Origin of the sequence: Miltoncostaea oceani (assembly GCF_018141545.1) — a bacterium.
GTDB lineage: Bacteria > Actinomycetota > Thermoleophilia > Miltoncostaeales > Miltoncostaeaceae > Miltoncostaea > Miltoncostaea oceani.
This window is the reverse complement of record NZ_CP064357.1, coordinates 522,917-539,790: the sequence shown is the minus strand read 5'-3', so window position 1 is coordinate 539,790 and position 16,874 is coordinate 522,917. Positions and strand designations below refer to the sequence as shown.

General features: G+C 69.1%; 12 protein-coding genes. 4 read left to right on the top strand and 8 right to left on the bottom strand.

What is annotated here, in order from left to right:
• Positions 1-1,787 precede the first annotated feature (1,787 nt).
• Both IU369_RS21590 and IU369_RS21585 read right to left on the bottom strand, forming a co-directional pair.
• Complete coding sequence (locus tag IU369_RS21590; RefSeq protein ID WP_217924510.1) at positions 1,788-2,243, bottom strand: Rossmann-fold NAD(P)-binding domain-containing protein; 456 nt, start codon at positions 2,241-2,243, stop codon at positions 1,788-1,790.
• A gap of 93 nt (positions 2,244-2,336) precedes the next feature.
• A complete protein-coding gene (locus IU369_RS21585; protein ID WP_217924509.1) occupies positions 2,337-2,660 on the bottom strand; it encodes a helix-turn-helix transcriptional regulator in 324 nt (107 codons plus the stop codon).
• A gap of 1,453 nt (positions 2,661-4,113) precedes the next feature.
• Between IU369_RS21585 and IU369_RS21580 the strand changes: the two genes are divergently transcribed.
• Positions 4,114-4,890 (top strand): AAA family ATPase, encoded by a 777-nt coding sequence (locus IU369_RS21580; RefSeq protein ID WP_217924508.1) that lies wholly within the window; start codon positions 4,114-4,116, stop codon positions 4,888-4,890.
• Between the two features lie 53 nt (positions 4,891-4,943).
• Here IU369_RS21580 and IU369_RS21575 read toward each other — a convergent pair whose 3' ends face one another.
• Complete coding sequence (locus IU369_RS21575) at positions 4,944-5,369, bottom strand: hypothetical protein (RefSeq protein ID WP_217924507.1); 426 nt, start codon at positions 5,367-5,369, stop codon at positions 4,944-4,946.
• Positions 5,370-5,655: 286 nt separating this feature from the next.
• Between IU369_RS21575 and IU369_RS21570 the strand changes: the two genes are divergently transcribed.
• Positions 5,656-6,393, top strand: a complete 738-nt coding sequence (locus tag IU369_RS21570) for a hypothetical protein (RefSeq protein ID WP_217924506.1) — start codon at positions 5,656-5,658, stop codon at positions 6,391-6,393.
• Positions 6,394-6,498: 105 nt separating this feature from the next.
• Here IU369_RS21570 and IU369_RS21565 read toward each other — a convergent pair whose 3' ends face one another.
• Entirely contained in the window at positions 6,499-7,311 is an 813-nt protein-coding gene (locus IU369_RS21565; protein ID WP_217924505.1) for a hypothetical protein, read from the bottom strand.
• Between the two features lie 449 nt (positions 7,312-7,760).
• Between IU369_RS21565 and IU369_RS21560 the strand changes: the two genes are divergently transcribed.
• Both IU369_RS21560 and IU369_RS21555 read left to right on the top strand, forming a co-directional pair.
• A complete protein-coding gene (locus IU369_RS21560) occupies positions 7,761-9,248 on the top strand; it encodes a hypothetical protein (protein ID WP_217924504.1) in 1,488 nt (495 codons plus the stop codon).
• Positions 9,229-11,802 (top strand): phospholipase D family protein, encoded by a 2,574-nt coding sequence (locus IU369_RS21555; protein ID WP_217924503.1) that lies wholly within the window; start codon positions 9,229-9,231, stop codon positions 11,800-11,802. The genes IU369_RS21560 and IU369_RS21555 overlap by 20 nt, the downstream gene beginning before the upstream one ends.
• 450 nt (positions 11,803-12,252) lie before the next feature.
• On the opposite strand, the gene IU369_RS21550 is transcribed toward IU369_RS21555, so the two are convergent.
• From IU369_RS21550 to IU369_RS21535, 4 genes are all read right to left on the bottom strand, one after another.
• Positions 12,253-12,828 carry a hypothetical protein gene (locus IU369_RS21550; protein ID WP_217924502.1) on the bottom strand — a complete coding sequence of 192 codons (576 nt, stop codon included), beginning with the start codon at positions 12,826-12,828 and terminating at the stop codon, positions 12,253-12,255.
• Between the two features lie 76 nt (positions 12,829-12,904).
• Complete coding sequence (locus IU369_RS21545; RefSeq protein ID WP_217924501.1) at positions 12,905-13,567, bottom strand: hypothetical protein; 663 nt, start codon at positions 13,565-13,567, stop codon at positions 12,905-12,907.
• 103 nt (positions 13,568-13,670) lie between these two features.
• Entirely contained in the window at positions 13,671-14,750 is a 1,080-nt protein-coding gene (locus tag IU369_RS21540; RefSeq protein ID WP_217924500.1) for a hypothetical protein, read from the bottom strand.
• Positions 14,751-14,936: 186 nt separating this feature from the next.
• On the bottom strand, positions 14,937-16,820 hold the full coding sequence (locus IU369_RS21535) for an AAA family ATPase (RefSeq protein WP_217924499.1): 1,884 nt from the start codon (positions 16,818-16,820) through the stop codon (positions 14,937-14,939).
• Positions 16,821-16,874: the final 54 nt, after the last annotated feature.

Sequence of the window (16,874 nt, the reverse complement as noted above, 5' to 3'; positions counted from 1 at the left end):
TGAAGCCCTCTCGTGGGTCGAGAGGTAGGCGCTGGGCCCCCGCGGAGCAGCGGGCGGCCCACTCAGGTCAGCTGCATAGGTTACGTAACCAGCCCGCGATCTAGCTAATTATTTCGTACCGGACCATCTGCATGCACCGCCTAGAACGGATGGGTGTACCTTGAGGTTCTTGCGACGTCCAAACTTGGCTCGGCAAGACCGTCTGGGTACGAGCCGACTAGACCTGAGGCGTGTCCGGCGGCCGCCACGAGCCGTCCTCGTTGCGATGCTTATCGCCGCTGCTAGCGCCGGCGCCCTAGCGGCCGGTCCCATCGCAGCCAGTGGCCGAACTGGGCCAGGAGACTGGCGCAGCCATAGTGCATCGATCGCGAACCAACATGTTGGACACGAGCACGGGAGCGACAGGTCTTCCTTTGCGGGTCGCCAAGAAGTCCGCAGGCAGGGATTCAGCCGAGTCGCGCACCGTCTGGGACGCGTGGAACCCCACGAAGGCTTCAAAGTGTTCGTGGTGAACAACGACGGCCGCGGCAAGGCCTGGATGGTGACGGTCCATCAAGGCACCTCCGGCCCGAGGCGTGCGAGTCAGCGTCACCACAGTCTCGAGGTCGTGATGGTTCGGCTTCGGGACCGCAAGGTGCTCGCCCGTGTTCAGCTGATGGCCGACTTCGGCGAGGCGATTCTCGACTGTCAGGGACAGGTGCCGCAAAGTAGTGCCCGGGTGCTGCCGACGCTTGCCCCGGGGTGCGCGAGTGACTACGAGGTGTGGACGACCCAAGCGTCAGTGGGCGATGGTCGATTCCAGGCCGCCGGGATCTCGTTCGGCGTCGACAACCGACGACGGTCATCGACCCGGCCGATCCCTCACGGCTGGTCTTCAACGATGCCAGCGTATGCGGGCCTAGCGATCCGGCGGGGACGGAGTCTCGCTGTAAGGGGGACAGACGCTGGATCCAGCACCCGCGGTGGGTGGTCCGCAACGACGGCCCGCCTGTCTTCTACACCGACGTATACGGGCGCGGCTACTCGACCAAGGCGTTCCCAGGCTCGATCCGGCAGTACGTCGCGAATGACGTCAACGTGGACGAACGCCGCTACTGGGCGGGTCCTTCGACGGAGTTCCGGATGGGTCGCCCTGCCGACGGGGGCATCTTCCGGCCGCGGCAGCGCGCCCCCTCACAGGGCTTCGACACCACCGGGTCCGTGCGCTGGCCAAACTAGGGCGCATCCCGTTCCGGCGGACTGCCATCGTCTCCGACCGAGGCATCCCGTCTCTCCATCGCAACAAGTGTGGGACCGCTCTAACAGCCTCGAAGCTGGGGCCGTGTGTCGCTAGGTCTTCGTGGTTGTATCCATGGGTGTTAGCTCGAGCAGATCACTGAGCACCGGTCGGAGCAGGCGGTCCTGGGGGCGCGGGGACTCTGTGGCTGAGACCATGAGGGCGCGGAGGCTCGCCACGTTGACTGTGAGGTCTGGGGCGATCTTCAGGGGTGTGGAGTGCCGCGCGCCATGCAAGGGCGAACCTGGCTCGGCTGGTAGTGCGCGAAGTGGACCCATCGGCGTGGACCAGAGCACGCCATCTGAGGTCGTCGCGGGTAGGCCGCTCATCAGCGCCTCGAACCGGCGGCGGTTCCGGGGCGAGTCCATGACAGCGATCTCGAGCTCGACTGGAGGTAGGGGGGACCCGTGGATGAGCGCCGCGAAAGAGCCGACGACCACGAACTCGATGCCGGCGTCCTTGAGCTGCGCGATGAGGCCGAGGGGGTCGAAGGGCGCGCCTGCGGGTGAGGTCATCTCGTGCCTTCGTGGTCTTTGCGGGCGAGCAGCTCCAAGAGGGAGGGAAGCGCCGCATGATCCTTGGGGCGGTCGGCTGCCTTCTTCGAAGAGATGATCCTCTCGAGCGTCGCAACGAGGATCACCGGTCCGTCAGGCAGCTGAAGCGCGATCGCATCCTGGACGAGATCGTGATACCCGGATGCCCCCGCCGGGTTGATGACGACGTCGAGTCGTCCGAAGCGAGTGCGAAGGAAGGTCGTCTCTGCGAGCCGCAGGTGCTGGTCGTCGATGGGCCAGTCCGGGTTGTCGCGGCCGGCGGCGTCCTGGGCAACTGCGTCCAAGCCTTTCAGGACTGTTGCCAGGCGCACGAGGTTCTCAGGATCGCGCAGAGGAGTGATGTCGATGTCCTCTGTCGGTTGGTCGAAGCCGTGAAGGAGTGCGGCGAAGCCGCCGATCACGACGAACTTCACCCCTCCTCTGTGCAGAGCCTGCAGGAGCCGCTCCGGTTCGAGCGGGGCACCCGGAGAAGCCGGCTCCGATCCGGACCTCCGGCCGCGAGCCATTTACCTCTCCTGCCTCGCTGCTACCCCCACGAGTCGGCGGGCGACCTGAGCGGCGCGGATCCCCCGGCTGACCCGCTCCGGAGTGGACATCCGCAGGCGCTCGCCTGCGTCTGAGCGCAAGGACTCATCTCTGGTGCGCAACTCGATCTCCGGCTCGAAGCCGGCTGCGCGGACCAGGTCCCGGATGGTCTCGAAGCTCGGATGCGTCCGGGCACTCTCGATCCTCGCCACGGCGTTCTGTGCCATACCCGCCCGACGTCCGAGCTCCGCCTGACTGAGGCCCGCCCGCGTGCGCGCGACGAATACGAGATCTGAACCGTTCATGGTCGAGAGAATAGCACGAATATGTGATTTTCCTTCGGACCGTTGCGGATTCTCCCGCCATTCGGTGAGCTCCAGCTGCCCGCCCCGCCGGTTCGTTCGCGGCGTTCGGCTGGAAGGGCGACTTGCCACAGTTCCCTCTGGACCGACCCCAATGGCCGATGGCACGGTCGGAGTGCGCCATAGGTGGCTCGGGTAACGCCAGCCACGTGGACCTCCCAAAGGGACCTGTGGCGTCCGGGCCCTGGGTGTTCATGCACCTGGGGCCCAAGAATGTGGCCGGGGCCTACGCACCGCGGGCACCACCCGATGGCTACGCCGGCCCGCCGCCGGCGAGTCGGCGACCCTTGCGTGCACGTCGCCATGCAAGTCCAACTCCTGCTAGCGCATGGGTCCTGACCCGAGTTGCTGTGTCTCGGCGAGCCAGCGAGTCAAGCCACCTGCAGTCCGGGCGTGGAGGTCTTGCGCGCGTGCTCCCGCACTCTTGTCAGTCACAGGCGTAAAGGCGGCGGTCGTAGGCAACACCTGGGACCGATGAGGATCGACGTAAGCGGCGCCAACACTTCGGAACGAGACGGGGAGAGCAAGAGCTCGGGTGCTGGCGGGATCGGACCTCGACCAGGCTCTTGGAACTGCTGGACGGCGAGCGGGGAGTGCGAGGCTCGTCTTTCTGCCGCCGTGTACGAGGTGAAGTCGCTGAGACGTGAGAGGCCCCGCCGCCGCTTTATGAGCGGCTTCTGTTGCGGTCGCATGACCCGTCGAAGTTAGTGAGTACTCTCGCCCAGAGTGGGCTACCAAACCCTTCGCCACCAATCGCCTCAGAGTGTTGCGGGTGTTCTCCCGAGGTGCCGATGCTTCTGGACTGATGATCCCGCGGGCGACGGCGAGGGCCTCGACCTCCTCAACCGTCGCTGAGGTCTTCTTCTCCAGAAGGCCGAGCAGCACGCCGCGCTGCACCGAACCATGCGGGCGCCGAGGCTTTTTGACGTCCAAGGGTTGAGGGCCACGGACCGCTGGCGCAGGCTCGGTCCCCTCCTGCAGGGCGCGCGAAGCCCGGGCCGCCTCTTTGGAGGCGAGCCTGTGTAGCCGTCGTAGTTGGTCGCGCTTCTGGGCGTGCTCCCGGACGAGGTGCTGCTCGACCAAGAGCTCTCTCTCGATCAGTCCGAGGAGTACCTCAGCGTCATCGAGGGCGAAGGTAGGCCCTGCGGAATCGATCCGTGCCATCTCGGGTTGCAATGCCAACCGCCGCGTTTCGCGCCTCGGGCGAGGAGCGTATTCTGGACGCCTGTTGCGTGTAAAGGGCAGGGACGGGCCACCGTCCTTTGCATCAGGTCAAGCACTCCACCTGGAGCGACCGCATCCCTCTCGAGACGACAACGGGCCGCTCGACGAGCTTCCAGATCCTTCCAGCACGGGACGCCGTCAGGGGGATGGTCAACCAGGGAGTGACGGTCTGATGGCCGGGCATGAAGCGCAGCTCATCCACTGCGCTCGCTGTGACCGCTTCGTCCCGGCCGTCGAGTACACCCGCGGCCGGCCCGCCGAGCCTTCGCGGTGGATCGACACCGGCCCGGTCTACCAGCCGCCCATCCCGGTGTACCTCCATGGCGGTCCGGCGCCTTGCCATCCCACGCCGATCGGGATGACCGGCGGGTCTTGGGCCCGGTCGGGCTACTGGACCGAGCCCCGTCGGGCGGTCCCGTGGGCGCCAGGCCGGGTTGGCACCGACCATGGATGCACGGACTGCCGAGGGGTCGTCGTCCAGCTGGAAGCGGCGAGGACGGCCCTCGATCGGCTCGAGGGGGAACTCGTCGAACTCTCACGTCAGTCGCCCAGCGGGCTCGTCTCTCCCTCCGAGCAGCTCAGCATCCAAGCCGCAACCGCGTACCGACGTTCGATCCGAATCGCCGCCTTTCAGAGCCTGATCCTCCTCGGCGTCGTCGCGTGGCTGCTCACCCACGTGTTGACCTGGATAGGCCTGCTCACCCTCCTTGCCGGCGCGTGGGCGATCCGGAACTCGGTGGGGACCGCCAGCGAAGCCCGCCGGCGGGAGAGCGAGAGGTTCTCCGAGGATTCATCCAAGTATGAGGCTGCGCTCAGGGACTTTCGACGCCACCGGGAGGAACGAGTGCCGGTGATCAAGGCGAGCATCGCGAGGAGAGAGGCTGACCTCGTTCGTCTCGGCGCGCTCGTCGACGAGCAGGACCGTCGCCAGAGCGGGGCAACCGGGTAGCGGGCGTCGCCCCGGCTTAGCCGAGGCGACGTAAGGAGGTCACTACCGCGTCTTCAGCCGCCCGCGGCCCGCTGGAAGGCGTTGATGCGCCCGATGGCGATCGGCGCCAACCGGGTCACCTCGTCGAGATCCTCCATCAGCGCGGCGTCCAGGAAGCGAGAGAGGATGGCGGTCACCGGCGGACTGGTGCGGGCGAGGCGCGCTCGCTGGCGGTTCAGGATGGGAGACACGACGCGGTAGCGGCTCATCACGTAGAAGCGACGGTCGAACTGGGTGAGCAGCACCCGCGCGCGGTTCGACTTCGCCACAAGGTCGGGGAGGTCCTGGGTGCTCTCAAGGATCGCCCCGAATCGTTGCAGGGATGCCGCGCCGGCCTGCACGTCGCGGATATAGGTGGAGCTGTCCACCACCGGCGCGGCCGCTGAGGCTGCGGCCGGCGCGCCGAGGACCACGACCACCAAGGCGATGAGGACGGCCATCGAGTGAACGCGCAGACGGGGCACAGTTGCTCCAGGGACGAGATGGGTTCGGCCCGGAGCACGCTACACCGGGCCGGTGACATCGACTGGAGGAGGCAGATTCGCGGCGGCTCGCGTCCGTGCCGACGGCGTTGCATCGTGACCCGGCGGCGGGGCGACCAGGAGTCCGAGGCCGGCTGAACCCGGGGCGTTGGCTGACGCCCGCGCCGGGCAGTGAGAGCACCTCCATGTGCGAGTGTTGCCACAGTCCTGGGCTCCCGAGGCCCGAGCATCAGAGGAGAGGCACATGAGGAAGTGGTTGGTCATCGCGGCGCTCCTGATCGCGACACTCGGCGTCGCCGCCTGCGGGGGCTCGGATGAGACCTCCGATGGTTCTCCTGCGGCGCCGGCCGCCGCAGCTGAGAGTCCTGGTCTGGACGCGGGCGCGATCAACGACCTCGTCGCGACGGGTGAGCTCGCGGACTGGGAGGCGCTGAGTGAGGACGATAAGGTCGCTGTCGTCGAGCGGTACCTCGAGGTCGTGGGAGACACCAGCGGGGATCCGGACCAGGCGGCGACGATCGCTGTCGGAGTGGACTCCTACGCCGAGAACGACGCGACCGGCATGACCCTGCGCGAGGTCCTCGACGTCAACCGGGACCTCCTTGCGGGCCTCACCGGCGGCGGTACCTCATTCGACACAGCCGCCTGCGAGCAGGAGCTCGGAGAGCTCATCACCTCCCTGGAGGAGGTCCAGAGCCGCCTCTCCATCGGGCTCCCCTATGCCGACTACCGTGACCGTGTCGCCGACGCGAGGGTCGTCTACGACCGGATCGACTTCGACGACGTCGAGCCCGGCTGCACCCAGGACGTCGGGGTCTTCGTCGAGCAGGGGCTCAACCGCTACATCCGCGCCGCCACACGTTGGGGCAACTGCATCGAGGACTTCGAGTGCGACATCGACTCGATCGACCCCGCCCTCCAGCGCGAGTGGAACCGGGCGAGCGACCTGATCGACCGCGCGCGCGCCGGCCTGGACTCGTAAGTCCCGAGCGGGCGCCGGGGATCGACCCCGGCGCCCGCTCGGGCGGGGGTTCCTCGCCCCCCCGCCCGGCCGGCGTTGTGGCCCTGCGTTCGCCCCGCCTGCTCTCTAGGGGTCTCGTCCCGGGCAGAGCGCCGGGTCAGGGTTCGCCACATCCTCGGGAGCGTCATAGATCGAACCGTCGTCAGGCCAGACGTAGTTCGGGCCGTCGATCGCCCCGACCTCCCAGCCGTTCGCCTCCGCCCTCAGCTTGAAGCGCAAGAGGGTGTAGAAGCCATCGGGGGCATTGGGCTCGAAGGCCGGACCCTTCACCGTGCTGAGCGCGCACACGAAAGCGTGCGAGGGGTCGGTCGTCGACACGCCGGCCCCGCTGATCTCGTAGGCGCCGTCCGAGAAGCTGAGACCTGGACTGGCCCAGACGTCGGTGAGGTCATCGGGAGGGTCGCTGATGAAAGCCCGTGTCGCCGCGATGGCATCCTCTGTTGTCCCTCCCGTCCTGGCCCCGGCTGCCGGGGCTCCGCTTCCGGGTGAGGAAGGCGTCCCACCACCCCCGGCGCCGGGAGCAGGCGCACCGCCTCCTGTTGCTGCAGTGGCGAGCGCGTTGGCGATCATGCGCGCCTGGTCCCAGGCGGGGTCGGAGAGGCTCGGGCAGCCCCCTGATCCCGGAAGACCGAGCACCAGGAGCTCGGGAGCCGGTAGCGAGATGTACGAGCATTCGCCTCCGGAGGTCGAGATCGCCTCCTGGCCGATCGTGACGCCTGCGGGTCCGGCGAGGGTGCTGATCACGAGGGGATCGAAGAAGATCGACTGGAAGCCTGTGACCAGAACCGAACCATCCTGGGCGGGCACGATCTGGATCTGGCTCCCGACGTCGCTGATTCGGTCCTCGGGGATGCCGACCGAGATCAACGCCTCGACCACCTCGGTACGCGAGAGCTCCCTCGGCGCGGCGGGGGCAGGGGCGGTCGCCGGCGACGAGACAGGGGCTGAATAGATCTCCTCGGGGGCGGCGGAGTCGGGGTCATCTCCCCCGCATCCCAGAAGCCCCAACGAGAGCAGGAGGCAGAGCACCATGAGAGAGGCTCGGCGCCCACTCCGCGTGCGAGGCGATGTCATGGGGCCGGACTCTACGGGCCATTGCGGACCCGGGGGCGCATCGAGGCCGCGCGCCCTGGCGGAGGGGCGTCGCCTCGGGACGGCGGGGTTCGGGTCCTGTCCGCGCCGTCATGGGCTGACTCCCGGCAACGGCTTGTGGCAGGTGCACGGGCAGTTCTCCCGTGGTGGATGCCACGAGGTGCGTTGAGGCCCAGGCAGGCCGATGAGACCCCCTGGTTGTCTCAGCCGGAGACCCCGCTGGTAGCGTCCGGAGCGTGGCGCTCGTCGGTGTCGAAGGCCCGGTCTGGACCTCGAAGGGGATGGCCGACGCGCGCGGGCGGTTCCCGCTGCGAGTCGAGACTCCGGTGTCCGGCCTGGTCGATCACCTGGTCCCGGGCGTCATCACCACCACCCGCCAGGCCCGCTACTACTCGATCAACCTGCTGGGCGCCGCCGCCGCGGCTGACCGTGGATTGGATGCTGACGGGGCGTTCGCCCTGTTGCGGCGCCTTGAAGTCGTCGCCGCGGCGATCCACTTCCTCCATCAGCCGCATCGGCGCGAGCTGACGGTCGCTCACGGTGAGGAGCGGGTCGGCGGGTTCATCGTCGCCGACTCCCTCCACGTCGCCCGGGCCGCGCGCCTGGGCAGCAGTGGGATGAGCATGGGCGGCTTCCGCAACGTCTACACAGGGGTCCTGCTGAGACTCGGCCTCCTCGCGCCGGGGCGACCGCCGACTTTGGGTGAGGCCGCCGATGAGCCGGCCGTGCGCAGCGGCCTCGAGGGCATGCTCGACCTCGCAGATCAGGACGTCGTGGGAGTGGGGGAGATCAAGGCCGCCGCGCACCTCTGCCTGTGCCGGGCCGCCGAGGCGCCTGACGGAGTGTGGCTGCGACAGGCCCTGTTCGGTGCACGGCCGGCCGACGAACCGACGGCCGCTGACGATCGCAACCGCCACCTCACCACACGGATGCTCCTCGACGCGCTCTCGGGTGGCGGTGAGTCGAGTGCGGAGGGCGCCTTCACGCGCGCCCATGGCTTCGGGCCCACGATCGACGACGACACGACACCCGCGGGAGTCGTGGCAGCGGCCTGGCAGGGCGCGATCCTCCGCAACTACTCGGTGACGGCGTGGCGTGAGTTGTGGCGGTGGCTCGCTGCGCGCCTCGCGGAGGAGCCGATGTCAGCGGACGACCTCGCGGACCGACTCGCGCGCGCAGTCGGGCCCGGCGGCGTCAGGGACTTCCGCGCAGAGCTGCCTCCGCGGCTCGGCGCCGCCGGCGAGCTCCTGCCCGCCGAGGAGGATATCCGGCGATCCGAGGAGGATGAGCCGCGTCGGCATCTGCGCCACCTCGCTCTCGGCGCGTTCCGGACCCAGGACCTGGAGCGGCGCACTCTCGCTGCCTTCATCGGGGCCGAGCGCCACGACCTCGGTCCGGTCTGGTTCCGTCACGAGCTCGACCGGTACGCCGACGCTCCCCTGTCAGAGCTCGCGCGCGAGCTCGGCCACACCCTCGTGGACAGGGCGCGGCGGGTCGCCTACTCGAAGATGCGGATCACCAACGGCCGCGTCTGGATCCCGAGCCGGCTCCACGAGGTCGGCGAGAAGCTCTGGGTGGACGGGGAGGAGGGGGCGACCCCCGTCTCCCTGCGCCAATGGGCCCTCGCGGAGATCCTCTGCGGGCTCGGGATGCTCGACCGCAGAGGCGGGGTCCTCCACGTGACCGACCTCGGTGAGGAGATGCGTGGCCGCCTCCACGCCTAGCCGGCTGCCGATCGGGCTGTTCGACGATGTGGACGAGGCCGAGGAAGCCCTGTTCCTGACCTACTCGGCGAACCTGGACTTCTTCGAGAGGGCGGTCCTCCAGAGGACCCGAGGCCTACAGGCGAGAGCCACGGTGATCTCGGACTCGGCCATGGTCAGCTCCGACCCCGTCGCGGTGCGCCACGCCGGCCTCAAGTACCTCGACGCCCGGGCGGTGTCCCCGCGGGGCGCCTTCCATCCGAAGGTGATCGTGGTCGCCGGACCCGAGGCGGTGACGCTCGCGGTCGGCTCCGGGAACCTGACTCTCGCCGGCTGGCACGGCAACTCGGAGCTCTGGACGGTGATCCGCGGTGATGGGCAGTCGGTCCCCGGCACCTTCGCCCAGGCGGCGGGCTTTCTGAGGGGGCTGAGCGACTCGGAAGTCATCCTGTCGCCCGGCGCCGGCGATGCCATGGAGCGGGCCGCTCTGTTGCTCGAGCGCGGAACTGCCACCTACCAGGGGCCTCGGATGGTCTCGTCGTTGGGTCAGCCGATCATCGATCAGATGCCGCGCGGCCCCGTCGATGAGCTGATCGCCTACGCACCCTTCCACGACTCGCGCATCCAGGCGCTCGAGGCTCTGGTGGATCGGCTCGCGCCGTCCGCCCTGACCGTCTTCGTGGCCCCGGACACGACGGTCGACGGGGCGCGACTGGAGGGCTACCTGGCGGCGCGTGGAGGCCGGCTCGCCTGGACGCTGGAGCGGCCGCACCACCACGGCAAGATCATCTCGTGGCGGATCGGAGAGCAGTGGTGGGCACTCACCGGGAGCCCGAACCTGTCGGCCCCTGCGTTGCTCTCAACGGTCGCCGACGGCAACTGCGAAGTAGGCCTTATCGGTGAGATCGAGGGGCCGCTGTCCCCGCAGGAGACGGATCAGCCCATTCGCGGGGTGGCGGGTCTGCGTGGGCCCGAGCCGAGCCGCGAATCCCAGGTGCGCTCGCTGCTGCTGGCCGCGGTGGCGGCGCCCGGGGGAACCGTTCTCCATCTGGCCGGTCCGCTTGAGGAATCAGCACTGATCGAGGTCTTCGATGAGGAGGCGGGGGCCTTCATCATCGATGACGCGCGCGAGGTACCGGCGGGGTGCCTGAATCACACCACCAGGCCGCCCCTGCCGCCGGGGGCGGCGCTCCAGTTGGTCCTCCAAGGGGCACAGACCCGCAGCAACAGGGTCTACGTGACCGACATGGGGGCCGCGACACGCCGGCCGGTCCGCGTGGTCGGCACGGCGATGACGACCGCGACGCGACTCGTGCTCGGTGATGCCTTCGAGCAGCTCCTCGCTGACATCGACGCCCTGCGACCCTACCTGCTCCGCATGCAGCTCATCGAGCCCGCCCCGGCGTCCTCAGCGGCGCAAGCGGAGTCTGAGGCGGCGACGACGGGCGACCAGCCGGTGATGCGCCGCGCGCGCCGGCGAACCCTCGAGGAGCACCTTGACGGGCTCATCGCGGTCCTCGGCGACCCGCTCACCCGATGGGCGCTCTCTCTTCCACAGGTGCCCGGGGAGGAGGGTGAGACGAAGCTCAGCTCGGTGGAGCTGACCGCCGAGACCGGCGACGAGATGGAAGATCCGCCGGAGAATGTCGTGGTCGAGGACCTCCCGCTGCCCGAGGTCATCGACACGCTCACCGAACTCCAGCGGAATCGCTTGCGCCGATGGATCCACCGCCTGCTCGTGCGGGCGGCGGGCGCGCCCCCGATCGTTCGGGTGCTCGCCGCGCGGCTCGTCCTCCATGGGATTGCCGCGAAGCTCTGGCCCTCCCATGAAGAGGGCGCGGTCGTACTCGAAGCCATCGAGGTGCTGAGCGCACCCGGCGACGAACCGGTGCCGGCGGAGCGGGTGGCGGCCGCGAGTCTCGCTGCGGTCCTCCTCTCACTGCTCCACGCCGAAGCTCCGCGGCGCGCGTTCGGCTCGGCGCAGATGCTCCGTTTCGAGCGTGGCGAGCGACTCGCCCGGGTGCTCCTCGAGCATTGCTCCACTGAGGACCTGACGCGTCTGTGCGATGAGATGAGACCCCGCCTCGGGATCGCCGTCAGCGCGGCCGTTGTCCTCGAGGTCGCGCTCGAGGCGACCAATCCGGAGCAGCAGGGCTACGGACGCGCCATCGAGATCCTCGAGCGCGACTACGGGATCATCGCCCAGGAGCGCAACGGCGGCCTGGAGCTCTACAAGGAGTTGCCCAGGCAACCCGAGTACTTCCTCATCCTGGCCGTCGCGGTGGCCGAACGGGACGTCGACCCGGTGATCGTGCGTGGCCGGACCGATCGCGGGCCCGTCCTCGCGGTATGGCGGGCGCCCTGGCTGGCGATCAGCCACACCCGCCGCACCGGCCAACGCGGGGAGCTATACCGCCTCACCGCAGGCTCTGAGCCGCGGAGCCTCATATCCGGCAGGGATCCGCTGGGGGCGCTCCCACCGAAGGTCGAGCAGTGGATGCCCGGACAGACTCCCGATGGTGTCGGTGCCGTCCTGCTGGCGCTTGCCGACATGGACGCAGAGTCCACGGACTGACGAATCGCCGAGCGCCCGGGGCCGGGCGCACGGGGGCCGGGCACGCGCCCCCGGGGATCAGTCGCGAAGATGTGCGCTAGCCATCTCTCCCCGGGACCCACCTCGACCGAAGGACTTCGCGGCGCTCGGCCTGAGGCAGCAGCCCGCGGAAGGGGGAGACCTCACGCATCTGGACCGAGTCCTCATCAGAACCGGTGAGGAGCCGCCGGAGCTCGACGAGATCGCGTTCGGATACAGCGCGTCTCCAACGCCCGAGGTTGACGGTGTGGGGCTCGCCCTTGAGGCAGCTGGACATCTCTTCAATGTTGCGCAGGACCCGAGGGGCCCATCGGGCGAGCGTCTCTTCGTCCAGGTGAGCGGCGAGCCGGCGGTGGAGCATCGAGGAACGCCTGACCGACCATGCCGGGAGCCCAGGCTCTCCTCGAGCATGTCGGGTCTCGGGGAGGGACATCAAGCCAGCTCGCGACCGGCGATGGTCAGGAGCCACCTCTCGGCGATCAGCGCGCTCTCGCCCCAGATGGTGCCGTCGGCGAAGATCTCGACCCGGGCGGAGTCGCCCCGATCGTCGATCCACCAGCCCGACACCCCGAGGGGCTCGCGGCGCGCCATCTCGCAGAGGCCGGCGCGACCATCGAGCGGCGCGCTCCAGCCGGCGGACCTGAGGAGGCTCATCTCAGTGCAGAAGAACCCGGCGCGCAGCAGGAGGTCCATCGCCGGGACGACCTCGATCCGCGCCCGGCGCAGGCTGATCGGCGCAGTCTCCGCCTCGGCGTTGCCGCCCGACCACATCGCCATCCCCGTGGACGGCCAGTATCGCCAGCGCCCCTGCGGATCGGGGAGTTCAGCCTGGAGGCTCTGGTCGGCGAACGGGCGCAGCATCTGGGGGGCGAGCCCCAGGTTGGCCGCAGCGACCTCGAGGTCACACCCGAGACCGCAGACGAGGAAGGCCGGCATCAGCCCAGCGACCCGTGGGCGGGCGAGACCACCCGACGTCGTCTCAGGCGCTCCCTCGAGGGCGAGGTCCATGCGACTCAATGTAGGCCCCACGCCGCCCCACGCCGCCTCATCTTCGCCGAGCGCCACCTGACCCCACGCATGCGCCCTAGGAGTGGAAGTCCCAGTCCGGGCCGGGATGCAGGGATCCGACAGGGAGGATCAGCAGACGCAGGCTCCCCCGCCGGCGGTAGGAGTTGACGCCGAGGGCGGGGGCTGGTCCGAGGGCGCCCTCGAGCCACCGCGCCGCGTCGTAGCCCTCGAGCTCCGCAGCGTCGCCGCTCAAGGCGACTGCCGCACACTGGCGGATGAAGCCGGCCTCCTCGTCGATCCGGGCGAGCATCTCCCGCTCGCAGTCCTGGACATCGGCGAGCCGCCGCGTCTCCGCCGCGTTGACGGCCTCCGGGTGGTCTGCTGCAAAGTTCGCCGCGAGCTCCTCCAGCAACCCACAGACCTGCCGCTCGACGCTCGCGGAGATCTTCTCGCTGGTGGATTCGGCGCGCTCGATCGCCGCGCCGCTCCACGCTCGAAAGACGCCGCGCTGATACGTGCCGCACCGCCACTCGCCCTCGACCAGGTGGATACGCGCTGACAGGAGCCGGAACGCGCCAGCGTTGACCGAGAGGAGGTCACCCGCGGCCTGTCGGGCGATGATGAGGCGGGCACCGGCGGCCCGCAGGAGAACGGGACCGAGCGGAGTCGCGTACGAGACCGCCGGGTCGGGCTCCGCCGCTCCTCCTCCGCCCCCGGAGATGGATGACTCTCGGGACATTCCTCGAGCGTAGTCGTGCGAGTCGTCCTCGATCAGCGATCCCATCATCAGCGATGCAGATCTTTGTCATCTGGCTCAAGAACGTGAACCGTTGAGGCGAGGGTCAGCTTCGGGAGGTTCTCTGGAGCAGCGACCGAACGCTGGCGCCGGCAGCCGCCGGCGTCGCCGCTGGCGTCGGCCGGAGGTGCCGTGTACGTCGTCGCCACTCCTCCTCGTCGATCTTCTCGTCATCGAGCCAGAACTCATCGGGCTTCCCGTCCTGCTGAACCGCCGGCCCGTCCTCGCGGTGGCGCTCACCACGGCGGAACCAGGCGGTGTAATCGCCCTCGATGACGGCCGGACCTCCGTCGCGGTGGCGTTCTCCATCCCGGTACCAGATGGAGGTTCCGGGACTCTCGGCCGCGGGGCCGTCGGTTCGGTGCAGCCGGCCGTGCTGCCAGTACTCGCGCCGGACCCCACCGGCTACGACCGACTCGACAGCCGGGCCGTCATCGCGGTGAACCTGCCCGTCGCGGTAGTAGTGGACTCCGGCGCCGTTCGCGAGGATCTTGGCCGGTCCGTCGTCGCGGTGCATCCGGCCCTCCTGCCAGAACTCCTGGTAGCCGTCGGCACCGGTGACCGCCGGTCCGTCGTCGCGGTGGCGCTTTCCCTTGACCCACCACTCCTTGTTGTCCTGGTCTCTGTATTCGACTGCCGGCAGTCCGTCCTTGCGGTGCCGGCGGCCGGCGCGAAACCACTCGCTCGTGCCGTCGGGCCTCTCGATCGCCGGTCCGTCGGTGCGACTCAGGCGCCCGTTGATGTACCACTCGCGTGTGCCGTCAGGCCTGACGACCGCAGGCTCGAACTCACAATGGGGCATCCGGCGCCCCTTGTCATCGCAACGGGAGAACTGACGCGTGCCGTCGGGGGCGATCGAGTAGACGAACGAGCTTCGGTCATGGAGATTGGCGGGGACAGTCTTGAAGATGTATCCGAACCCGCGGTCGACGATCGCGATGCCTTTGGCCACGCGCCAGAGCCCGAGCGTCCGGGTGCCGTCGCGCAGGAACATGCTGCCGTCCTCTGCGATCTCGAGCCCCGGAATCTCCGGGATCTCGGTGAGGACCGGGTCGTCGGAGCAGAGGTCGCTGATCGGCGTCAGCCCGGTCGCCGGGACTCTCGGTGTGATCGCCGGTGCGACCACAGGGGTCCGGGTCCGCGGCGTGCTCTGCGCTTTGTCGGTCTTCCCACGGCCTCGGCTCATCGTACGAGGATGGTAGGCCCGACATCGCCCCCGTCCGGACTTGTGCGCGCGAGCCCGACCCGGGTCAGGAGTGACGGAGGTTGGCTCGGCCTGAGCTTTCGACGCCGGTCCCGCGCATCGAGGACCTCAGTCGAAGTCAGGGAGCTGGAACTGGCTGGTGTCGGGTCGGGTGAACGGCAGGTCGTCGTCGGCGCCGGCGCTGTCATCTCGCCCGAGCGGGCGGATCGAGCCGGCGCCGGCGGGCGCGGGAGGCGCAGGGGGAGCTTCGACCGCATCGTCGGGTCCGGGGATCTCCGGGCCGCCGTTCGAGCGCGCCGGCGGCAGGGCGACGAGCTCCTCGCGTGCGCTCTCCTCGACGCGCCGACGCTCGGTGCGACCCTGCCGCTGCTGGACCATCTCGCGCTGAGCGGGCCGGCGGAGCATCGAGCGATTGCGCGGCATGCGTGCGCCGACTCCGGTCTCGGCGTAGGTGAGGATGACCGGCAGCCACTCAGGGCAGGCCTCGCCGATCGAGACGACCATCTCGACGAAGAGGCTCTGCGGGAGATAGGCCATCCAGATCGCGGTGCCCTCGGCGGCGCGCGAGCGTACGGCCTGGTTGCCGGACAGCATCGAGATCAGGAGCTCACTCGAGGCGCGCAGGAGGTCGAACCGGTCGCCGGCGACCCACTGGTCGACGGTCGGCTGCCAGCCGCCGCGGAGGATCTGTCCACCCGAGAGCGGGGCTTCGGTGTCGAGGTGATGGGTGAGGAAGTTCTGAGCGGCCTCATCTCCCCAGAGGCCGTTCGCGATCACGTCGAGGACCCTCAGTGGCATACCGGCCTCATAGAGGCAAGCCAGGTAGTAGGCGGTGCGCGGGTTCAGCGTGGGTCGGACCTCCTGCGGCAGCTCGGACTCACCGCCGTCCACCAGGTCCGGGTTCTGGAGCACGAAGTTGACGACCGACCGGGCGACGTTGTTCTCGGTCGCCCAGCGAGTCCAGGTCGCCGATGAGAAGCCCGGCGAGTAGTGGAGCATCCGGCCGACCATGGCGTCGTCCATCGTGTTGACGTCGTAGCCCGGGATGTTCGGGTTCGCGGCGGCGACGACCATCCAGCCCTCGGGGAGCTCCCAGCCGGACTGGCCGATGGTCCCCTCGCCGATCACCTCCATCAGGCCCTGCAGGACGGCGAGGTTCGCGCGGTTGATCTCGTCGAGGAAGAGGATGCCGCCGCGGCGCACATCCTCGTCGTCGGGCTTGGGGAGACGGTCCGGGAGGGCGTAGACGGTCTTGCGGGTCTCCTGGTCGATGAAGGGGATGCCGACCAGATCCGAGCCCTGGGAGAGGTGGGCGGGCTGGATGACGCGCAGGCCGATGCCCCTCTCGACCGTGTACTGCTTGAGCGCCTGGGTGTTGTGGGTCACGATTCCGGCGGCCAGGTAGTTGTGGTGCTCCGCCACCTCGAGGTCGTAGACCCAGCCCTCCAGGCGGATCTCCTCCACCGCGGCGATCCGACGCCACTCGATGTGAGGGGGTGTCTCGATGTGCCCGGCGTTGCGCGGGCGCGCTGAGACGGAGGGTGCCGGCACCGCCACGAGGTCGTCGACCCGGAGGTCGTTTCTCCAACCCGAGAGGGTGCGCAGGCGATGCGCGCGGGTCATCGTGAGTCTCTCGCCGGACTCCAGCACGACCGTCCGCCCGGGTTCGCTGACCTGCTGGCGGTAGAAGTGGACCACCTCGCCGGAGGCCAGTCGCAGATCACCGTCGACAGAGACGGTCCGAAGTTGCTTCGTCGAGGAGGCCCAGAAGCCGTCTCCGTCGGGCCTCGGCTCCCCCGCCCAGCGATCCCAGGCCGCGGAGATGGTGATCCGCTCGCCGTTCAAGACGATCGGTGTGTCCGGGGCGACGCACTTGCCGATACCGCGGCTGCCCCAGATGCAGACGGGCACGAAGCGACCGTCGCCGAGAGGGTGGGCGCGGACCCAGTCCAGCAGCTCGTCCAGGGAGACGTAACCATGTGCGAAAGCCACGTCGCGAGCATGGCAATCCCGTCGTCGGCCAAGGGCAGACTTCGCTCCGGAGCC

What these genes read in the sequence shown, in the direction of transcription:
- IU369_RS21570 (WP_217924506.1), top strand. Translation starts at nt 5,656, where the DNA reads ATGAGGAAGTGGTTGGTCATCGCGGCGCTCCTGATCGCGACACTCGGC.
- IU369_RS21575 (WP_217924507.1), bottom strand. Translation starts at nt 5,369, where the DNA reads ATGGCCGTCCTCATCGCCTTGGTGGTCGTGGTCCTCGGCGCGCCGGCC.
- IU369_RS21580 (WP_217924508.1), top strand. Translation starts at nt 4,114, where the DNA reads ATGGCCGGGCATGAAGCGCAGCTCATCCACTGCGCTCGCTGTGACCGC.
- IU369_RS21545 (WP_217924501.1), bottom strand. Translation starts at nt 13,567, where the DNA reads ATGTCCCGAGAGTCATCCATCTCCGGGGGCGGAGGAGGAGCGGCGGAG.
- IU369_RS21585 (WP_217924509.1), bottom strand. Translation starts at nt 2,660, where the DNA reads ATGAACGGTTCAGATCTCGTATTCGTCGCGCGCACGCGGGCGGGCCTC.
- IU369_RS21550 (WP_217924502.1), bottom strand. Translation starts at nt 12,828, where the DNA reads ATGGACCTCGCCCTCGAGGGAGCGCCTGAGACGACGTCGGGTGGTCTC.